Raw genomic sequence first — 17,788 nt, 5'->3', positions numbered from 1 at the left:
GGTTTTTTGTAAATTGTTTAAATGTTTGTAATTCAAATATGGATCTTCTGGTTCGAATTAGCCAATTTTTATTAAGCCTCTCCATACTAATTATTTTGCATGAGTTAGGACACTTTATTCCAGCAAAGCTTTTTAAAACCCGTGTCGAAAAGTTTTATCTCTTTTTCAATCCTTGGTTTTCACTTTTTAAGAAAAAAATCGGAGAGACGGAATACGGCATAGGCTGGCTTCCGTTGGGCGGATATGTGAAAATTTCTGGAATGATCGATGAAAGTATGGACACCGAACAGATGAAACAACCGCCACAGCCCTACGAATTTCGCTCAAAACCAGCTTGGCAAAGGTTGATTATCATGGTAGGCGGTGTTACCGTGAATGTGCTATTAGCCATAGTCATCTACATGGGTATGCTAATGTACTACGGCGAAGAATACATCCCCACCCAAAATGTAAAATACGGAATCGTAACCGATAGCATTGGTACTGCCTTAGGATTTAAAAACGGAGATAAAATTCTATCCGTCAATGGAAAATATCCCGAGCGCTTTCATCAGATTCCTCTAGAAATTCTTCTTTCAGGCGGAGGATATGTGGAAGTAGAGCGCAGTGGAAAGCCTGTGCGAATCACTATCACAGAAGAAAAAATTTCAGACATTATAAAATCCAAAAGCACCCTCTTTGGCCTCCGATTTCCGTATTACGTCGGTGGATTTGTGGAAGACAGTGAAGCGAAAAAAGCCGGGCTACAAGAAGGTGATCAATTAGTGGGAATAAATGACCTACAACTGCAGTTTTTTGATCAGTATCTGGAGGAAATTCCCAAGCACAAAGGCGACACTGTAATCTTGCGAGTAAACAGAGCGAGCAACATTCTCTCCATCCCGGTCTATGTACCTGAGAGTGGAAAAATTGGCGTCTTTGCTCAGAATCCCTCGCAGTTTTTTGAAACCAAAGTGATTAAATATGGCTTTTTAGAAAGTATCGGTGCGGCCTTCTCGAAGGCTGCAACTATGCTAAGCGATTACATCCGCCAGTTTAAGATCATATTCAATCCCAAAACAGAAGCATACAAAGAAGTCGGCGGATTTATCATGATCGCCAAGCAGTTTGATACGACATGGAATTGGGAAAAGTTTTGGTCGTTCACTGCCTTTCTATCCATTATGCTGGCCTTTTTAAATATTCTGCCCATACCAGCACTCGACGGTGGCCATGTGGTATTTCTGCTCTGGGAAATTCTCACTGGCAAACCCGCTTCGCAAAAGGTTTTAGAATATGCTCAACTTGCAGGATTTTTCATACTTTTAGGACTTTTAATATTGGCTAATTCAAACGATATTATTAAACTCTTTTAGTTCCCAAATATCAATATATGCTTTGATTAAAATCATATCATACTATGAAAGAAGACTTTTTATTTGCCTTGTTTGCAAGTAGTGTGATGAAGGATAAAGAGCAGTTCATTAAAGAAAATTTCACAAAACTAATTCCCGAAGGTTCTCAAGTGCTTTTACAATATTTTATTACTTCTGGTGATTTAAAAATTTTTAAAGTAGGAGATGAAATTCTCAGAAGAGGTGAATCATCAGATAAATTTTACTGGTTGATCGAAGGTGGTGTAAAAAGCTACAGAAATGGAGAATTAATTCTTCATAAAAATGGCGACTTTTTAGGTATTTCTGCCGCCATACAAGATTTGCCAATATTGTATGATTATTCTTGTATTTCAGAAATTGCGATATTACTGGAATTATCAACTCAAAAATTAAAAGAGCTTCTAGTTAGTCAGCCACAAGCCGTTTTCCCAATAATGCAGGTAATTTTTAAGAAAGCAGAACTCACTGAACAGAATGGCGTTAAAATAATGCAAGCCGACTCTGAAGGTAGATTACTTCAAGTGCTTAAATATTTGATTACAAAATATGGTTTGAATGAAGACAACAGCATTCCTGTGGAATTAAACAGTGATGATCTTGCACTGCTCAGCGGTTCGTCGCGTACCTCTACGTACCGTTGGCTGAAAAACTTTGAAGAAAAGGGAATTATTAAAAGAAACGGAAACAAAATAAAACTTTTAAATCAAAAATTTTTTCAAAAAATGTTGATTTAAAAATCTCTTCGAATAATTATACATCTTTTTGGGGAATTTTGAATGAGAGGTGAAATACCTTTGCAGGTATGTTTTCTAGCGATTCATCTCATTACCTCAAAAGAGGGGTATCAGCCAGTAAATCCGATGTACACGAAGCTATTAAAAACGTAGATAAAGGCCTTTTTCCAAAAGCATTTTGTAAAATCATTCCTGATCTGCTTACTGGCGATTCAAATTATTGTCTTGCAATGCATGCAGACGGAGCCGGCACCAAATCATCGCTGGCCTATGCCTACTGGCGAGAAACAGGTGATCTAAATGTTTGGAAAGGGATCGCAATTGACGCCCTGGTGATGAACATCGACGACTTGCTCTGTATTGGATCCACTGGTCCGTATTTGATAAGCAGCACGATTGGCAGAAATAAACATCTGATACCGGGCGAAGTCATTAAAACCCTCATTGAGGCTAACATAGAGTTTTGTCAATTGTTGAGTGATTTCGGTATTGAAGCAGTTCTGACAGGAGGTGAAACAGCTGATGTCGGTGATCTGGTGCGAACCATAATAGTAGATTCTACTGTAATCACCCGTTTAAAACGCTCTGAAGTAATCGATAACTCCAATATTCAAATTGGTGATGTAATTGTAGGTCTTGCATCTTATGGAAAAACGAGTTATGAAACCATTTATAACTCAGGAATCGGTAGCAACGGCCTTACTGCTGCTCGTCACGATCTGTTTTCAAAAGAAATAGCATCTAAATATCCCGAAACATATGATTCCGGTTTAGACCCCTCAGTGGTATATACCGGACCCTACACACTTACGACGCCACTGCCTGGAACACCTTTAGATATGGGCAAAGCCATACTGAGCCCAACTCGCACCTATGCACCTGTGGTACAGCAAATATTAAAAGAATTGCGCAAAAGCATTCACGGCATGATACACTGCAGTGGAGGTGGACAAACCAAAGTATTGCATTTTGTAGAAAATGTGCACATCGTAAAAGACAATCTCCTCGAACTACCGCCTTTATTTGCAGAGCTACAGCGCGCATCCGGAACCCCTTGGCGCGAAATGTACACCATATATAATATGGGACATCGCATGGAAATCTACTGCGACCCTCAGGTAGCTGACAGAATTATCGAAATTTGCAAAGATTTTCAACTCGAAGCCCAGGTCATAGGTAGAGTAGAGGCCCCAGTTGAAGGTAAAAAGTTGACCATCAAAAGCAATTTCGGGATTTTTGAATATTAATTGCTAAAAGAAATGGATTCGCTGATTGAAAAAATTGAAGCGCTTGAACTAAAGTTTCAAGATGTTGCCGATCAAATAGTACAACCACACATTATAGCCGATCAAAAAAAATACGTTGCACTCAATCGAGAGTACAAAGAGCTGGAAGCCATTGTGGAAAAGGGCAAACAATTCAAAAATCTCTACAATTCTATTCAGGAGGCAAAGGAAATTCTAAAAACAGAGAAAGACCCCGAACTGCGCGAAATCGCACTGGCTGAAATAGAAGAGGGGGAACCTCGTCTTGAACAGCTGCGCGAAGAGATTCGACTACTTCTTTTGCCTAAAGATCCGGAGGACGCTCGCGGATGTACGATGGAAATTCGCGCCGGTACCGGTGGTGACGAGGCCGCCATTTTTGCTGGCGATCTGTTTCGTATGTATTCAAAGTATTGCGAAAAACGTGGCTGGAAGGTAGAAGTACTCGATTACAACGAAGGCACATCAGGAGGGTATAAAGAAATCATCTTCAAAGTAAATGGAGAAGGTGCGTATGGCGTATTAAAATATGAATCAGGAGTGCACCGAGTTCAACGCGTACCACAAACTGAAACGCAAGGCCGTATACATACCTCTGCAGCTACTGTGGCAGTACTGCCAGAAGCCGATGAAATTTCCTTCGAGCTCAATCCGGCAGACGTAGAAATGCAAACAGCCCGTTCAGGGGGTGCAGGAGGTCAGAACGTTAACAAGGTCGAAACCAAAGTGATGCTTACCCATAGGCCTACAGGTATAGTAGTTACCTGCCAGGTAGAGCGGTCGCAACACGCCAACCGCGAGCGTGCTATGCAGATGCTTCGCGACAAGCTCTTCGAAATCGAATACACCAAGCGAATGGAAGAAGTAGCCTCAAAGCGCAAAACAATGGTAAGTACTGGCGACCGATCGGCTAAAATTAGAACATACAATTATCCCCAAAGCCGGGTGACAGATCATCGAATTGGTCTCACAGTATATAATCTAGATGAAATCATGAACGGTGATCTGTTCAAATTTTCTGAAGAACTCGAATTGGCTGAAAATGCTGAGCGTTTGAAAGAAAGTGCTGAAGTATAACTTTATTGGTTATGTTTTCCAAAGAGTCACTCGACAACCTGATCCTGTCAAAGCGCACAGTACTGTGTGTGGGCCTCGATACAGATCCTGCAAAAATTCCGGCCCACATTACAGGAACGACAAAGCAAAAAGTGATGGAATTCAACACATCCATCATAAAAGCAACTCACAAATACTGCGTCGCCTACAAAATCAACGTAGCCTTTTATGAAGCCTTGGGTATGGAGGGTTGGCAAATTTTATTTCATACTGCAGAATACATTAAGTCCCATTATCCTCAGCACTTTCTGATAGCTGACGCTAAGCGTGGTGATATTGGTAACACAGCTGAACGCTACGCGAAAGCCTTTTATGACGAAATGCCTTTCGATGCAATTACACTCTCGCCCTACATGGGCATTGACACCGTGGCTCCCTTTATCCGACGCGGAAAATTTGCCATTGTGCTTGCTCTTACATCCAATACCGGTGCATCTGATTTTCAATTACAACCAATGGACGATGGCAAACCTTTATATCAAAAGGTAATTGAAAAATTTTCTGAAAAGTTTGGTCGAGATGAAATAATGTTTGTAACCGGTGCCACGCACAGCCCGATGCTTAAATCAGTAAGAAGCTTGGTGCCTGATTATTACCTATTGATACCCGGTGTGGGAGCACAAGGAGCTGACTATCTTACTACACTTAGTAACGCTTTGAATGCCTCGGGAGCCGGAGTCTTAATCAATTCAAGCCGCGAAATTTTATATGCCTCTTCTAACGATGACTTTGAAGAAGCCGCTGCAGCCGCTGCCTCCAAATATGAATTTTAAATTAGTTTCAGTTATTAATTATTGTTTTTACTTTTAAACTGTATCTATTTAAATAACAATACTTTAAATAAGCAGCTTAAAAATAGAATCATATATCACAAATTTTAGATGTAGCTACATTTCTTTGTGTTTAAAAAAAATTGTTTTTAAACAGAGAGATTTCCGTTTGAAAGTGAGAAATTTAACATAATCGTGTAAAAAAGAATTTATATACATTATTTGGAAACTTTGTAATTAAAAATATCTTTGTGGGGTAAATAATAAAAGTCATGATTACATACACACTCGGCTGGTTTTTATTTTTGATTGTTTTTTTAATGGGCTTTGGAATGCTCATTTTCCTTTCTTTGTTCATCGGATACTGGCTGACGCTCGTTTCTATTGAACAAATCAATCCGAAGCTCGCTCACAAGATCATCGGCCACAAAGAAAAAGAATAATCCTACATCGACATATTCAAATTAAGAAGAGGCCTACGTGCCTCTTTTTTGTTATATACTTATTGATTTAAATTTCAGTTTTTGTGATACCATTATTGGCTCTTAAGAGATATTCGAAACAGACGTTATCTATTAAATTCATTGTATCGAAAAATCAGCAAGAAGTTGACCGCATTCTACATGTCTTACTACATGAAATGGGATATAGATTTGTAACTGGTAATAAATGGGAAATCGCTGGACCATCAGCCTTTGGTCTATACCGTCTTAAGTGGATTCCTGAGAGGTATATGGATATAAATTTTTTCAAGAAAAGTGAAAATCAAACTGAAGTAGAACTTATCGTTTCGTATTACTCATTTAGGCGAAGATTTAAATGGAAAATAGACTCCATATTGATGAATGAATTACATATCATTAAAGATGTCTCGACACATAGCAAAGTAGATTCTAATATTCGTGATGAAGTATTTATTAGAAGTCTTGACGCCAGCAAAAACACTCACAACTATATCTTACTTTTTATTATCGTTATAACCTCCGCTTTACTCGTTGTTTTACTATTGAGCATACCCGGAAATATAAAGTGGATTTTTATTGGAATATTTTTATTTATTCAAGTTTTTTTGTTGTATTGGTTTCGCGCTCAAAATAAGGTATGAAATAAACAAAGAGAGTAAATGAAACCCAAAGATCTTCTAAGCGATTTTATTGAATACCTAAAACTGGAAAAAGGCTTATCACAGAATACTGAAAAGTCTTATAATACTGATATTCAAAAGTTTTTAGCATGGGCTGAAAAGGCAGATAAAGATGTTTTAACCATTACATTAAACGATTTAGAAACCTTCATTCGAGAATCTACTACAGGTTTAAAATCGCGTTCAATAGCTCGTCAAATATCTGCCATCCGACAATTCTACAAGTTCTTACAAATCGAAGAATACCTTCAAGAAAATCCAGCCGAATTACTCGAACTTCCTAAGCTGGAAAAATATCTGCCTAATGTATTGAGTATTGATGAAATCAATCAAATTATTGAGGCTATAGATGTTTCTACCGATGAGGGATTTAGAAATAAAGTAATCATAGAAGTACTCTATGCCACTGGCATACGAGTAAGCGAATTAGTATCGCTAAAATTAAGCGATATATATTATGAAGAACAAATGATAAAAGTGACAGGAAAAGGCAACAAACAACGCTTTGTTCCAATCCATCATAACGCTTTACATCTATTAAACATTTACATTAAAGAAATACGAAGCAAAGTCATACATGATAAAAAGAGTAAAAATTACGTTTTTTTAAATAGGAGAGGTGCACCTCTCACTCGTGTTATGGTATTCACTTTTATAAAAAAATACGCGAAAGATGCCGGTATTAAAAAGAAAATTTCACCCCACACCTTTCGACATAGTTTTGCTACTCATTTAGTAGAAGCAGGAGCTGATCTTAGAGCTGTTCAAGATTTACTTGGGCACGAGAGCATATTGACGACAGAAATATACACACATTTGAGTCAAAAACATCTGAGAGATATGATCAATATCTACCATCCCAGGTCACATAAAAAAGTTACTTTTCCCAAAAAAGACATTTAAATAATCAGATTTTTGACAGTATTTTTGTCAAAAAGTATTTTACATGGAGATTCTTGCCGCTAATATTCGCCTTTTGCGCAAGCGCAGACGGTTATCGCAAGAAGAATTGGCCTCAGCCGTTGGAATTACTCGATCTGCAATTAATTCCTATGAAAATAAATTGGCAGATCCACCTCTTCCGGTCTTAGTGCGATTGGCTGAATTTTTTAAAGTCAGCATTGACCGATTGGTACGACAAGACTTGTCTAAACTGCGCGAATCAGAGCTTTGTGAAATTGAGCGCGGAATTGATCTGGATGTATTAGGCCGAAGGCTTCGCATCTTGACCACCGCAATAGATACAAACAGCGATACCCTCACCGAATTAGTTCCTGAAAAGGCAAAAGCGGGCTATACAACTGGATACTCTGACCCTGAGTTTATCAAAGAACTGCCTATAATTCAGCTTCCCTTCTTGTCAAAAAACCGAAAATTTAGAGCTTTTACCATTTCAGGCGACAGTATGCCACCTGTAGGCAATGGAGATATTGTAATCGGCGAGTATGTCGATGATTGGCTGAATATGAAATCGAACCTTCCTTACGTACTTGTGACGAGAAATGAGGGAATTGTTTTCAAAATCGTGAAAAATCTACTGAATGAATCGGGCAATTTCCTTTTGATTTCTACTAATGTAGCTTACAGTCCCTATTACATTTTGGCTGAGGAAGTACTTGAAATCTGGAAGTTTCGCTATTTTATCAGTTCAGAATTAGCTACTACTGAACCCTCCAAAGAGGCTATTGCTAAATCGCTCAGAACAATACAAGAGGACTTGTCGAGCATCAAGCGACATTTACATGTTCCCTGATTTTCAAAATATTTCCGGTTTGAAATTAAAACTATTGGAAGCTGTGGCAGTTTGCTGCAGCTTGTTGTACACCTGGCTATTGGCTGATGGCAATATGGCCTGCTGGTGGTTTGCCATAGTAGGGTCAATAATTTACGTATTTATCACTTTTTCAATGGGTTTAATAGCCGAGGCAGTGCTTCATTTCTTTTATTTGCTCATGGCTTTTTATGGACTGTTTAATCGCGGCAGTTGGGTAGAGGAGGGGGTACACTCTTCGCTATCAGCTGCTACACATGCATTATCTATAGCCCTTTTGGGAATACTTACCTGGATTTCAGGTAACTTGCTCCATAAAATAAAAGGTGCAGCAGTCACTTACCTTGATTCCTTTACTACCTTGTTTAGCTTTTGGGCTACCTGGTTGATGGTAAATTTTTATCCGGAAAATTGGTTATATTGGATCGGTATAGATGCAGCTTCAGTGGTCTTGTACCTCAGTAGAAGGTTGTATTTGTCTGCCTTACTCTTTTTCTTCTACACCTTGCTAGCTATCAGAGGCTGGCTGCTCTGGACCTAGGATTATTTTAATTTTTTCTTCTTTAAAGTTTCTTCTATTCCACTCAGCATGTCGTTTACTGAGTTTTCCCAGCTGTGGCTGTGGGCAAAGGCTATTCTGCGTGCTTTTAGATCATTATCGTCTTTTTCTAAAAGGGCCTTTTCGATCAACGTTAAATATTCCTCAGCCGTAGTAGCTAAGTGCACATAGCCATCAAAAGCCTCCATCGCCTCGGTGCGTGTAGCCACAGTAGGTTTACCCATTGCGAGGTACTCGTCGATTTTGCGCGGATAGTTGCCGATGGTCATTGGATTGATTTCTTGTGGGTTAATGGCCACATCGAAGAAGTATAAATACCTGGGCAGTTCTTCTGGCTTTCGCGGACCGAGGAAGTGAACATTTGGCATCTGATGTAGAGGCGAGGCTTTAAAGTGCTCATCTTCAGGACCTACAAATACAAATTGCCAATTAGGTCGATCTTTAGCGATTTTTTCCAAGAGAGCAAGGTCGAGTCTCAGCTTGAGCAGTGCGCCTATATAGCCGATGATCGGTCTCTGAATGTGCTGCATTTCGACAGGCTTTTCGTACGATTTCTCCGGGTCAAAGAGGTCGAGTTCACAGCCTTGACCGATGTAGTAGCTGTTTGGATTGTACTTGGCGCAGTAATTTTTCAGATAAATGCTATTAGCAGCGGCCATATCGCTCTTTGCAATAAGAAGGGGCTCTATGCGCGTGCCGTGCTTTTTGAAGTAATCGATTGAAATCAGATTGTCGCGTGAGTAATAAATGCTAAAAACAGGATTCAAAAGTTCTTTCATGTAAAAACTGCGAAACATATCGCTGTCATTAAAGAGGATAAAGTCTTTGAATCCAACGTGTTTCAGAGCAAATTGTACTTCTTTGGCCTGTCGGCGGTTATTTATCTTGTTAAAGAAGTCAAACAATGCTCCATCGGGCAGCCAATTGATGCTTTCGAGTACGACCCGAGGCGTAAACGTAATGAGTCGATTATTAATGTTTTCAAAAGGTTTGATCTTCCCCTTCAGCACGCTTTTGCGATACTCGATGTGCTTGCGGTCGTTCGGAGAGTTTCTCAGTATTGTAAATCTGTCTAAAGGAATATTTACATACAGAACATTAAAGTTTTTACTCAATTCGAGCGCAATGTTTTTGCAATTACTGCCAATAGGAGTATCCCATGGCTGCTGACCGAAAATCACAAAATTTTGTGAGGGTAGGCGAAGAGACATTTTTACAAAAGAATTAATTCATCACAAACATATTTATCAATAGCTAAAGCTAATTATGACTTTCATGAGTTTTTTTAGCTTAATAAAGTGAAAATCTTTATTGAATAACATTTTCAAGCTCCTCGGTATAATTTGCTTTTAAGAATTCTTGATTTTTATCATTTTTTAAATGCAGAATATCAGAGAATTTTAACAAAAAATTTCAAGGTTATGATACTCGGCATTTCCTATCCCATTCCTCAATCGTTAGTAAAGTTGTATTACCGATGTGAGCCTCTTGAAAATTTTGTATTCAAGTATCCTGAGATACAACATCTTTGTGCTTTTCACAATGTGAAAGAACTTTATTTGATCGGATCAGCTGCAAGAGGACAGTTTAAAGAAGGTGATGACTTGGATTTTTTAATTGACTTCTTGACAGATGAACATCTAGAGCGCAATGAAAAATTCGTTTCTTTTAAAACAAGTCTTATGGAAATTTTAAATCAAGATATCGATCTATACGATGTAAAATATTTAACAGAAGACTTGATCAAAAAAGGAGATACTACAAGTATATTGTTGTACCAAAAGAATTAATAGTCAAAAAAATAATTTTCTGGGAATCCGAGTAAAAAAACACTTCTCCTTCCTCTCGTAAATGCAGTATAGAGCCAGCGCAAATACTCTAGTTCTATTGATTGTTCTGAAGGTAAAAAAGGCTTTTCTACGAATACAGTATCCCACTGGCCGCCCTGAGCTTTGTGTACTGTAATTGCGTACGAAAATTTTACTTGAATTGCGTTGGCATAATCATTTTCTGATACTATTTTTTTGTAATATTTACGAGCTGAATCTGCGTATTTTTCTTCTGAAATGTTTTTTAGTAAGAGTGCATATTCCTCGTAACTCATAGAGGCTGACTCGCTGTATAAAGTATGTAAAAGCAAAATGGCATCAAAAGGCGGTTGGTCATCGATATCAGGCATGCGAGCGCGCACTTTTGCAAATCGAAATCCGTACTTTTCTTCAATTTTATAAACTCTCAATATTTCAAGAATGTCGCCATTAGCCAAAAACCCGGCAGGTGAATTTTCATCTAACCAAAAATAATTGTTTTTTACTACCATAAGTCGGTCGCCGGCATCTAACTCTGACTCTTTGAAAAGTATTCTCTGCCTAATCTGCGCGTTATACATATTCGCCCGCTTGTTTGAGCGAACGAGAATTACGCTGTTATCCAAGTTTTTTGCACTAAAGGCATCAGATAAATATTCGAAAATCTCAGCCTTATCTTTTAGATCTCTGAAATCTATTCCACGATGGAATGGGGGTAAGTATAGCGTTTCGGAATTCATGGAATCCCTCAATCTTGTAGCATTAAGCAAAATTTTCGAGCTGTCTTTTTGACGCACTACTTCGTTGAGTTGGGCTGAATAGGTGTTTACAAAAAAGTAGTTTTTCAGCAGTTCTTCGTTTAGAGCCGGGCTTTCAGATTGTTTTACGGGTGGTAACTGTGCATGGTCGCCAATCAAAATCAATTTATTGCGCTGTCCGGTAAAGACGTATTCAATGAGATCTTCGAGCAGACTTATTTCCGAATCTTCTGATTGCAAACCAAGCATGGAAGCTTCGTCTATTAAATATAAAGTATCGTTGTTTTGATTGATTTTCAGTCTGAATATGAATTTCCCTGACTTAGACGAAGTGTAATAAATGTGCCTATGGATGGTAGAGGCAGGTAAGGATGCATATTGACTCATTACTTTAGCAGCTCTACCGGTAGGTGCCAACAGAAAAAATCGAATTCGCTTCGGAAGGCACTTAACTAGGGCCGTAATCAGAGAGGTCTTACCAGTACCAGCTGAGCCTCTTAATATGAATATCTGCGCATTTGAATCTGAAAGGAAATCAATAAGTTTTTGAGCAGCAACTTTTTGGTCGAGTGTTGGTTCATTATTGAGTACTTTAAAAATATTGTCAATATTAATCATAGTTTAACAGAGCCTCCCTTGCCAGAATTTGATTTTTTGAATTTTGGTGTAGCTTTGTGCAAAGTTTTTCAAAAAGCTATTATGAATCCAAAAGTAAAATTCGCAGTAAACCTCCTTCTGGTAATAGGTTCTGTATTTTTTGCCTACAAGATTTATGCTTCCATTCGCAAACCCATTGAATTTAATGAAATTAGAAAAAAGAGATACGAAAAAATAATTGATAGACTCAATTTGTTGCGCGATTTGCAAATCGAATACCGAAAAGTTAACGGTTCTTATGCAAACGATTTCGATGCCCTTCTCGCTTTTGCTGATACTGGCAAAATCGCTATCGAAGAGCGCAAGGATTCCTCTTTTATGAGATACGACAAAGTTTATCAAACCGATGTAGTCGTAGATACAGTTATTATTCGTGTTTTAGGATACCGCAGCGTTCGCGAAGCTCTATTAGATGGAAAAGGTATTAAAGATGTGAACGAATTGCGTTATATTCCATTTACCGATAGAAAAGAATTCAAAATAGCTGCTTCCTCTGTCGAAAGAAATGGGATAGTGCTTCCTACATTTGAGGTATCAGCCGCTGATACCGTTATTTTTGAAGATCTGAAAGAAGAGTATGGACAATTTATTTCAAAAGAAAAAGCTCTGATACTTGGCAGTCTTACTGAGCCTATAGTAAGTGGAAACTGGTAATATAAACTTAACTTAAACATGTAAAAAGTCGTTGGAAATAGCATCAGGTTTACAGATTCTTCAAGAAACAGATTCTTTAAAAGTCCAGGAGCTTTTTTCAACACATCCAGCATTGCAAATGTCCATCAGAATAAAACCTGATGGCATTTCTTTTTTAACGGTATCACATTCGCAGCGAAAAGTTCTTTATTATAGAAATTTCGCCGTTGACAATACTCCTGTAAAGATAAAATTGCTCGAAAAAGCTATTTTAAACGAACAGCCTTATTTGCTATATGCAGAGGCAATAAAATGGTCGTTTTATGCAGAGCAATTCACAATAGTTCCTGAAAGTTTGTATGATGCTAAACTGAATTATTACTATCTGAATTACACATGTGATGTAAAAGAAAATGAACTAATTGCAGCTGTATATTCAGATGTAGTTAAGGCATATTTTGTCTTTGGAATCGACAATCAATTGAATGAATTTATTACTAAATACAGCCCTACAAGATTTAAGCTGGCAAACGTAACGGTAGCTGATAGACTTTTGAGAATGCAAGAAATTACAGGACTAGGGGTATATGTAGATCTGTTAAAAGATGGATTTTTTATACTGATTGGCAATAAAGGAAGATTGATGCTTTACAATTTTTTTAAAAAGGAAACTCCAGAAGATGTTGCCTATCACGTCCTATTTTGTATGGAACAATTTGGATTGAATCCAGAAAAAATTCCAGTGTATTTAAGTGGATACGTTTCTGAAGGAGATCCAAATCACAAAATACTGTCGAAATTCATCAAAAACTGTGAATTTTCAGCATTGCCAAAAGGTGTGGATTTTCATCCACTAGCCGGTGACAAAAGTTTACATCATATAGCCTTTACCCAAATTATTGAACTTCTATGATATGCGAATCATCAGCGGAAAATTTAAATCAAAACGCATCATTGCTCCTGCACATCTGCCGGTAAGACCTACTACAGATATGGCAAAGGAATCGCTCTTCAATATTTTGGCTAATCACTTTTATTTTGAAGACGTTAAAGCCCTTGATTTATTTTCTGGAACAGGAAATATTACGTATGAATTGGCCTCCAGAGGGTGTAACGATATTACATCCGTAGATATCAATGGCCTATGTACAAAATTCATTTATGAAACGACACAAAAACTGGGATTTAAAAACGTAAAAGTAGTTCATCAAAATGCCTTAGAATTTTTGTCAAAAGCTTATCAAAAATATGATTTGATTTTTGCCGATCCGCCTTTTGAGTTTGAACATTATGAAGAAATCATTGAAAAAGTTTTTAATCGAAACCTGTTGACAAACGATGGCATGTTAATAATTGAGCATTCTGAACGCAAAGACTTTGTGAATTCTCCCTATTTTTACGACCATCGCAAATACGGAAGTGTTCATTTCTCATTTTTTAAATCTGACGAAGTAGAAGACGATGATGAAAAGAAAGCAAGTAATTATTTTATGGTTGATAATCAATTTTTTATCGGCTAATTATACAAATGCTCAAGAGCGAGTAAACACATCGAAGTTTCGTCGCATTGAAGAGTGGAATACGCCCAATGCGTATCGAACTGCTTCTGGTGCTCCTGGATTTAAGTATTTCCAACAGAGGGCTGATTACAAAATTTCCATCGTTTTAGACGACAAAACACAATCAATCGCGGGCGAAGAAGAAATCACGTATCACAACCTTTCACCTGATGTCCTAACGCACTTGTGGATACAACTCGACCAAAACATAAGCCGCGAAAACAGCACAGCCCGCCTCATCTCGAAAATGCGCATGAAAGACACCATCAGCGTAGAAGAAATGTCGTATTATTTCCCTGATTTTAAAGGTGGCTTCACCATTTCAGAAGTGGTGGACAAATCAGGCAGCAATGAAAAGTACTTCGTGAACGGCACCATGATGCGCCTTGATTTAAAAAGACCTTTAAAACCAGGGAAAAAGTACACATTCAAAATCAAATGGTCTTATTCGATCAACGATCGTTTGAAATACGGAGGCCGCTCAGGCTACGAATACTTTCCAGCTGATGACAATTATCTGTACACCATTGCTCAATTCTTTCCCCGAATGGCTGTGTACAACGACGACCGCGGTTGGCAAACGCAACAATTCCTCGGTCAGGGAGAGTTTACATTGCCGTTTGGTGATTTCGATGTGCGCATTACTGTTCCGGCCGACTTTGTGGTGGGTGCCACAGGTGAACTGCAAAATGCTTCTCAAGTACTTACAAAAGAGCAACTTAAGCGATTTAGTGAGGCCAAGCGCACTTTTGATAAACCTGTGTTTATTGTAACACCTAAAGAAGCTTTAGAAAACGAGAAATCGCGCTCTACAAGTACTAAAACCTGGCACTTCAGAGCTAAGAATGTGCGCGACTTTGCCTTTGCGGCCAGCCGCAAGTTTATCTGGGACGCGATGGCGGTAAAGTTGGGCTCGACTACTCCGCTGGCCATGTCATTTTATCCTAAAGAAGGAAATCCGCTTTGGGAAGAATATTCAACTCGAGTGGTGGCTCACACACTAAAGGTTTATTCGAAGTACACTTTCGACTACCCCTATCCTGTGGCCATATCGGTACACACCGATCGCATTGGAATGGAATATCCGATGATTTGCTTCAATGGTGGTCGGCCGAGACCTGACGGCACGTACAGTAAAGCCACCAAATACGGCATGATCAGCGTGATCATTCACGAAGTTGGGCACAATTGGTTCCCGATGATCGTAAACAGCGATGAGCGCCAATGGACTTGGATGGACGAAGGACTTAATACGTATTTGCAATATCTTGCAGAACAAGAGTGGGAAGAAAATTACCCATCAAGGCGAGGCGCTGCGCGCAACATAGTGGATTACATGAAAAGCGACCCATCGACCTTAGTGCCCATCATGACGCAGTCAGAGTCGATTCTTCAATTCGGAAACAACGCCTACGGAAAACCTGCTACTGGCCTTAATATACTGCGTGAGACCATCCTGGGAAGAGAACTCTTTGACCATGCTTTTCGCCAATACGCAAACCGCTGGAAATTCAAACACCCGACACCTGAAGATTTCTTCCGCACCATTGAAGATGCTGTAGGTCAAGATCTTGCCTGGTTTTGGAGAGGATGGTTTTACACTACTGATGCTTGCGACCAAAACTTAAAATCGGTCAAGCTTTACGTACCACAGATCGTGCACAGAAAAGAAAATGCGTTTGAAAAAATTGAATCCTTTGAAAATCTGCCTGATGAAGTTAAAAATCGATTGAGCCAAAACGAAAAAGACTTGATGCAGACGCCTTACTTTCTTGAGATATCGGTAGAAAACAAGGGTGGTCTCATCATGCCTGTAATTGTAAAATTTACCTTCGAAGACAACACCTCTCATATCGTTAGACTACCAGCTGAAGTTTGGCTAAAAAATGAGAAAGAATTTTCCAAAGTTTTTCCACTTGACAAAAAACCTGTACATGTAATATTAGATCCTGATCTTGAAACAGCTGATATCGATATATCAAACAATCAGGTAGATATTTCCCGTTCGAATACCTTCTATATTTTTACCTTTAAAAATCAGGCTCAGTGAAAAGCAATAAAATTTTCTTCAGTGTACTTTCACTCGCGCTGATTGGATGTACTGTAAAACAAAAAACAACCTCTCACACTGACGAGCTGCGCTTCGAATGGACTGAGCAAGCGACAGCTAAAACACCGACTAAACCATTAGATAAAACGCTAAACGAAACCCCTGAGCCAGCTCCCATAAAAATCTCCGCTCGGCAATTTGAAAATGCTGACGACAAGGCAAAAGCGATTACGGATTTCACATTGCAATGGGAAGGTACGCCTCATCGAATCGGTGGTATGAGTCGCGAGGGTATCGACTGCAGTGGTTTTACGGTTCTGATGTACAAAGAGTTGTTTGATCACAAATTCACCTCCCGTCGTTCAGCAGATCTGTTTACTGAGGTCGATCCCGTGCCTAGAAAAGACCTTAAACCTGGCGACCTCGTATTTTTCAAAATTTACGGACGTCGAATCGATCACGTAGGCGTTTACATAGGCGATGGCGTTTTTGCTCATGCTTCTGTGCGAAAGGGCGTAATTTTTTCGCGACTAACCGAGCCGTATTACGACCAACGCTTTTATATGGGAGGCAGGGTAAAACAACCATCGAAAAACGAAAGCTCCTCAATCCAGTAATGCCATGAATTTTTTTAAAAAAATCTTTGGAAAAGAAGAGAAACAAACCCTCGATAGAGGACTTGAAAAAACCCGAAACTCCTTTCTCCATAACCTAGGCAAGGCCATCGCTGGTCGCTCTACTATAGACGATGAAGTTTTAGATGAGCTTGAAGAAATACTTTTAACAGCTGATGTAGGAGTACAAACTACTTTAAAGATTATAGAGCGCATTCAAAACCGCGTAGCAAAAGACAAATATCTGGGGGCGAATGAATTAAATCGTATCTTACAAGAGGAAATTGCAGGCTTATTGGCTGAGAAAGAAGATGCTCAGCAGAGTGAAATACCCGAAGGCATTAAGCCTTATGTAATTCTTGTAGTAGGTGTAAATGGAGTAGGTAAAACCACAACCATAGGAAAATTAGCTTCTCGATACAAAAAAATGGGCAAGGAAGTAGTGCTTGGTGCCGGCGACACCTTTAGAGCTGCTGCTGTCGATCAACTCGTTACTTGGGGCGAAAGAGCTGGTGTGCCTGTGATCAAGCAACAGATGGGCAGCGACCCAGCTTCAGTGGCATACGATACCGTGCAATCAGCCATTTCAAGAGGGGCCGATGTGGCCATCATCGATACAGCCGGACGACTGCACAACAAAACGCATCTGATGAACGAGCTGGCCAAAATTCGGCGAGTCATTCAAAAACTCATTCCTGAGGCTCCGCACGAAGTTATGCTCGTGATTGATGCTTCCACTGGTCAAAATGCCTTTGAGCAAGCAAAACAATTCAGCCAAGCCACACAAGTCACTTCATTAATTGTCACTAAATTAGACGGAACTGCGAAAGGAGGTGTTGTAATAGGCGTAAGCGATCAACTCAATATTCCCGTGCGATACATAGGAGTAGGGGAGGGCATTGATCACCTTCAGCCTTTTGATAAAATGGCTTTCGTAGAGAGCTTTTTTGGAAAGTGAAATCAAGACGCACCCA

At 39.1% G+C, this 17,788-nt stretch carries 19 protein-coding genes; 17 read left to right on the top strand and 2 right to left on the bottom strand.

Annotated elements, in window-relative coordinates:
* Positions 1-38 precede the first annotated feature (38 nt).
* From rseP to pnuC, 10 genes are all read left to right on the top strand, one after another.
* Positions 39-1,355, top strand: coding sequence for an RIP metalloprotease RseP (gene rseP, locus EIP89_RS03850; protein ID WP_124397338.1), 1,317 nt, complete (start codon positions 39-41; stop codon positions 1,353-1,355).
* Positions 1,356-1,399: 44 nt separating this feature from the next.
* The gene (locus EIP89_RS03845; protein ID WP_124397337.1) at positions 1,400-2,110 is read left to right on the top strand and encodes a Crp/Fnr family transcriptional regulator; all 711 of its coding nucleotides are present in this window, start codon (positions 1,400-1,402) and stop codon (positions 2,108-2,110) included.
* A gap of 68 nt (positions 2,111-2,178) precedes the next feature.
* Positions 2,179-3,357 carry an AIR synthase-related protein gene (locus tag EIP89_RS03840; RefSeq protein WP_124397336.1) on the top strand — a complete coding sequence of 393 codons (1,179 nt, stop codon included), beginning with the start codon at positions 2,179-2,181 and terminating at the stop codon, positions 3,355-3,357.
* Between the two features lie 21 nt (positions 3,358-3,378).
* A complete protein-coding gene (prfA, locus tag EIP89_RS03835) occupies positions 3,379-4,452 on the top strand; it encodes a peptide chain release factor 1 (protein ID WP_218019321.1) in 1,074 nt (357 codons plus the stop codon).
* 11 nt (positions 4,453-4,463) lie between these two features.
* A complete protein-coding gene (gene pyrF / locus EIP89_RS03830) occupies positions 4,464-5,264 on the top strand; it encodes an orotidine-5'-phosphate decarboxylase (RefSeq protein WP_124397334.1) in 801 nt (266 codons plus the stop codon).
* Positions 5,265-5,533: 269 nt separating this feature from the next.
* Positions 5,534-5,704: a hypothetical protein gene (locus tag EIP89_RS11455; RefSeq protein WP_160160511.1), complete on the top strand. Its 171-nt coding sequence runs from the start codon at positions 5,534-5,536 to the stop codon at positions 5,702-5,704.
* Between the two features lie 83 nt (positions 5,705-5,787).
* Positions 5,788-6,366 carry a hypothetical protein gene (locus EIP89_RS03825; protein ID WP_124397333.1) on the top strand — a complete coding sequence of 193 codons (579 nt, stop codon included), beginning with the start codon at positions 5,788-5,790 and terminating at the stop codon, positions 6,364-6,366.
* Between the two features lie 18 nt (positions 6,367-6,384).
* Positions 6,385-7,308 carry a site-specific tyrosine recombinase XerD gene (gene xerD, locus EIP89_RS03820; protein ID WP_124397332.1) on the top strand — a complete coding sequence of 308 codons (924 nt, stop codon included), beginning with the start codon at positions 6,385-6,387 and terminating at the stop codon, positions 7,306-7,308.
* A gap of 43 nt (positions 7,309-7,351) precedes the next feature.
* On the top strand, positions 7,352-8,158 hold the full coding sequence (locus EIP89_RS03815) for an XRE family transcriptional regulator (protein WP_124397331.1): 807 nt from the start codon (positions 7,352-7,354) through the stop codon (positions 8,156-8,158).
* A gap of 19 nt (positions 8,159-8,177) precedes the next feature.
* Complete coding sequence (gene pnuC, locus EIP89_RS03810; protein ID WP_218019318.1) at positions 8,178-8,717, top strand: nicotinamide riboside transporter PnuC; 540 nt, start codon at positions 8,178-8,180, stop codon at positions 8,715-8,717.
* Between the two features lie 2 nt (positions 8,718-8,719).
* Here the strand turns inward: pnuC and EIP89_RS03805 are convergent, their stop codons facing one another.
* Complete coding sequence (locus tag EIP89_RS03805; RefSeq protein WP_124397329.1) at positions 8,720-9,946, bottom strand: glycosyltransferase; 1,227 nt, start codon at positions 9,944-9,946, stop codon at positions 8,720-8,722.
* A 210-nt stretch (positions 9,947-10,156) separates the two neighbouring features.
* Here EIP89_RS03805 and EIP89_RS03800 point away from each other — a divergent pair, with 210 nt between their 5' ends.
* The gene (locus EIP89_RS03800; protein ID WP_124397328.1) at positions 10,157-10,525 is read left to right on the top strand and encodes a nucleotidyltransferase family protein; all 369 of its coding nucleotides are present in this window, start codon (positions 10,157-10,159) and stop codon (positions 10,523-10,525) included.
* Here EIP89_RS03800 and EIP89_RS03795 read toward each other — a convergent pair.
* Complete coding sequence (locus EIP89_RS03795) at positions 10,522-11,919, bottom strand: ATP-dependent DNA helicase (protein WP_124397327.1); 1,398 nt, start codon at positions 11,917-11,919, stop codon at positions 10,522-10,524. The two genes, EIP89_RS03800 and EIP89_RS03795, sit on opposite strands and share 4 nt — an antisense overlap.
* Before the next feature lie 81 nt (positions 11,920-12,000).
* On the opposite strand from EIP89_RS03795, the gene EIP89_RS03790 reads away from it, so the two are divergent.
* From EIP89_RS03790 to ftsY, 6 genes are all read left to right on the top strand, one after another.
* Positions 12,001-12,612 (top strand): hypothetical protein, encoded by a 612-nt coding sequence (locus EIP89_RS03790; RefSeq protein ID WP_124397326.1) that lies wholly within the window; start codon positions 12,001-12,003, stop codon positions 12,610-12,612.
* 118 nt (positions 12,613-12,730) lie between these two features.
* Entirely contained in the window at positions 12,731-13,504 is a 774-nt protein-coding gene (locus EIP89_RS03785; RefSeq protein ID WP_124397325.1) for a DUF3822 family protein, read from the top strand.
* 1 nt (position 13,505) lies between these two features.
* Complete coding sequence (gene rsmD / locus EIP89_RS03780) at positions 13,506-14,111, top strand: 16S rRNA (guanine(966)-N(2))-methyltransferase RsmD (protein WP_124397376.1); 606 nt, start codon at positions 13,506-13,508, stop codon at positions 14,109-14,111.
* Entirely contained in the window at positions 14,053-16,200 is a 2,148-nt protein-coding gene (locus EIP89_RS03775; protein ID WP_124397324.1) for a M1 family metallopeptidase, read from the top strand. The genes rsmD and EIP89_RS03775 overlap by 59 nt, the downstream gene beginning before the upstream one ends.
* Positions 16,197-16,817 (top strand): C40 family peptidase, encoded by a 621-nt coding sequence (locus tag EIP89_RS03770; RefSeq protein ID WP_124397323.1) that lies wholly within the window; start codon positions 16,197-16,199, stop codon positions 16,815-16,817. The genes EIP89_RS03775 and EIP89_RS03770 overlap by 4 nt, the downstream gene beginning before the upstream one ends.
* Before the next feature lie 4 nt (positions 16,818-16,821).
* On the top strand, positions 16,822-17,772 hold the full coding sequence (gene ftsY / locus EIP89_RS03765) for a signal recognition particle-docking protein FtsY (protein ID WP_124397322.1): 951 nt from the start codon (positions 16,822-16,824) through the stop codon (positions 17,770-17,772).
* Positions 17,773-17,788 lie beyond the last annotated feature (16 nt).

This window comes from Thermaurantimonas aggregans, from assembly GCF_003851885.1.
GTDB lineage: Bacteria > Bacteroidota > Bacteroidia > Flavobacteriales > Schleiferiaceae > Thermaurantimonas > Thermaurantimonas aggregans.
This window is presented reverse-complemented; position numbering and strand designations above follow the sequence as displayed.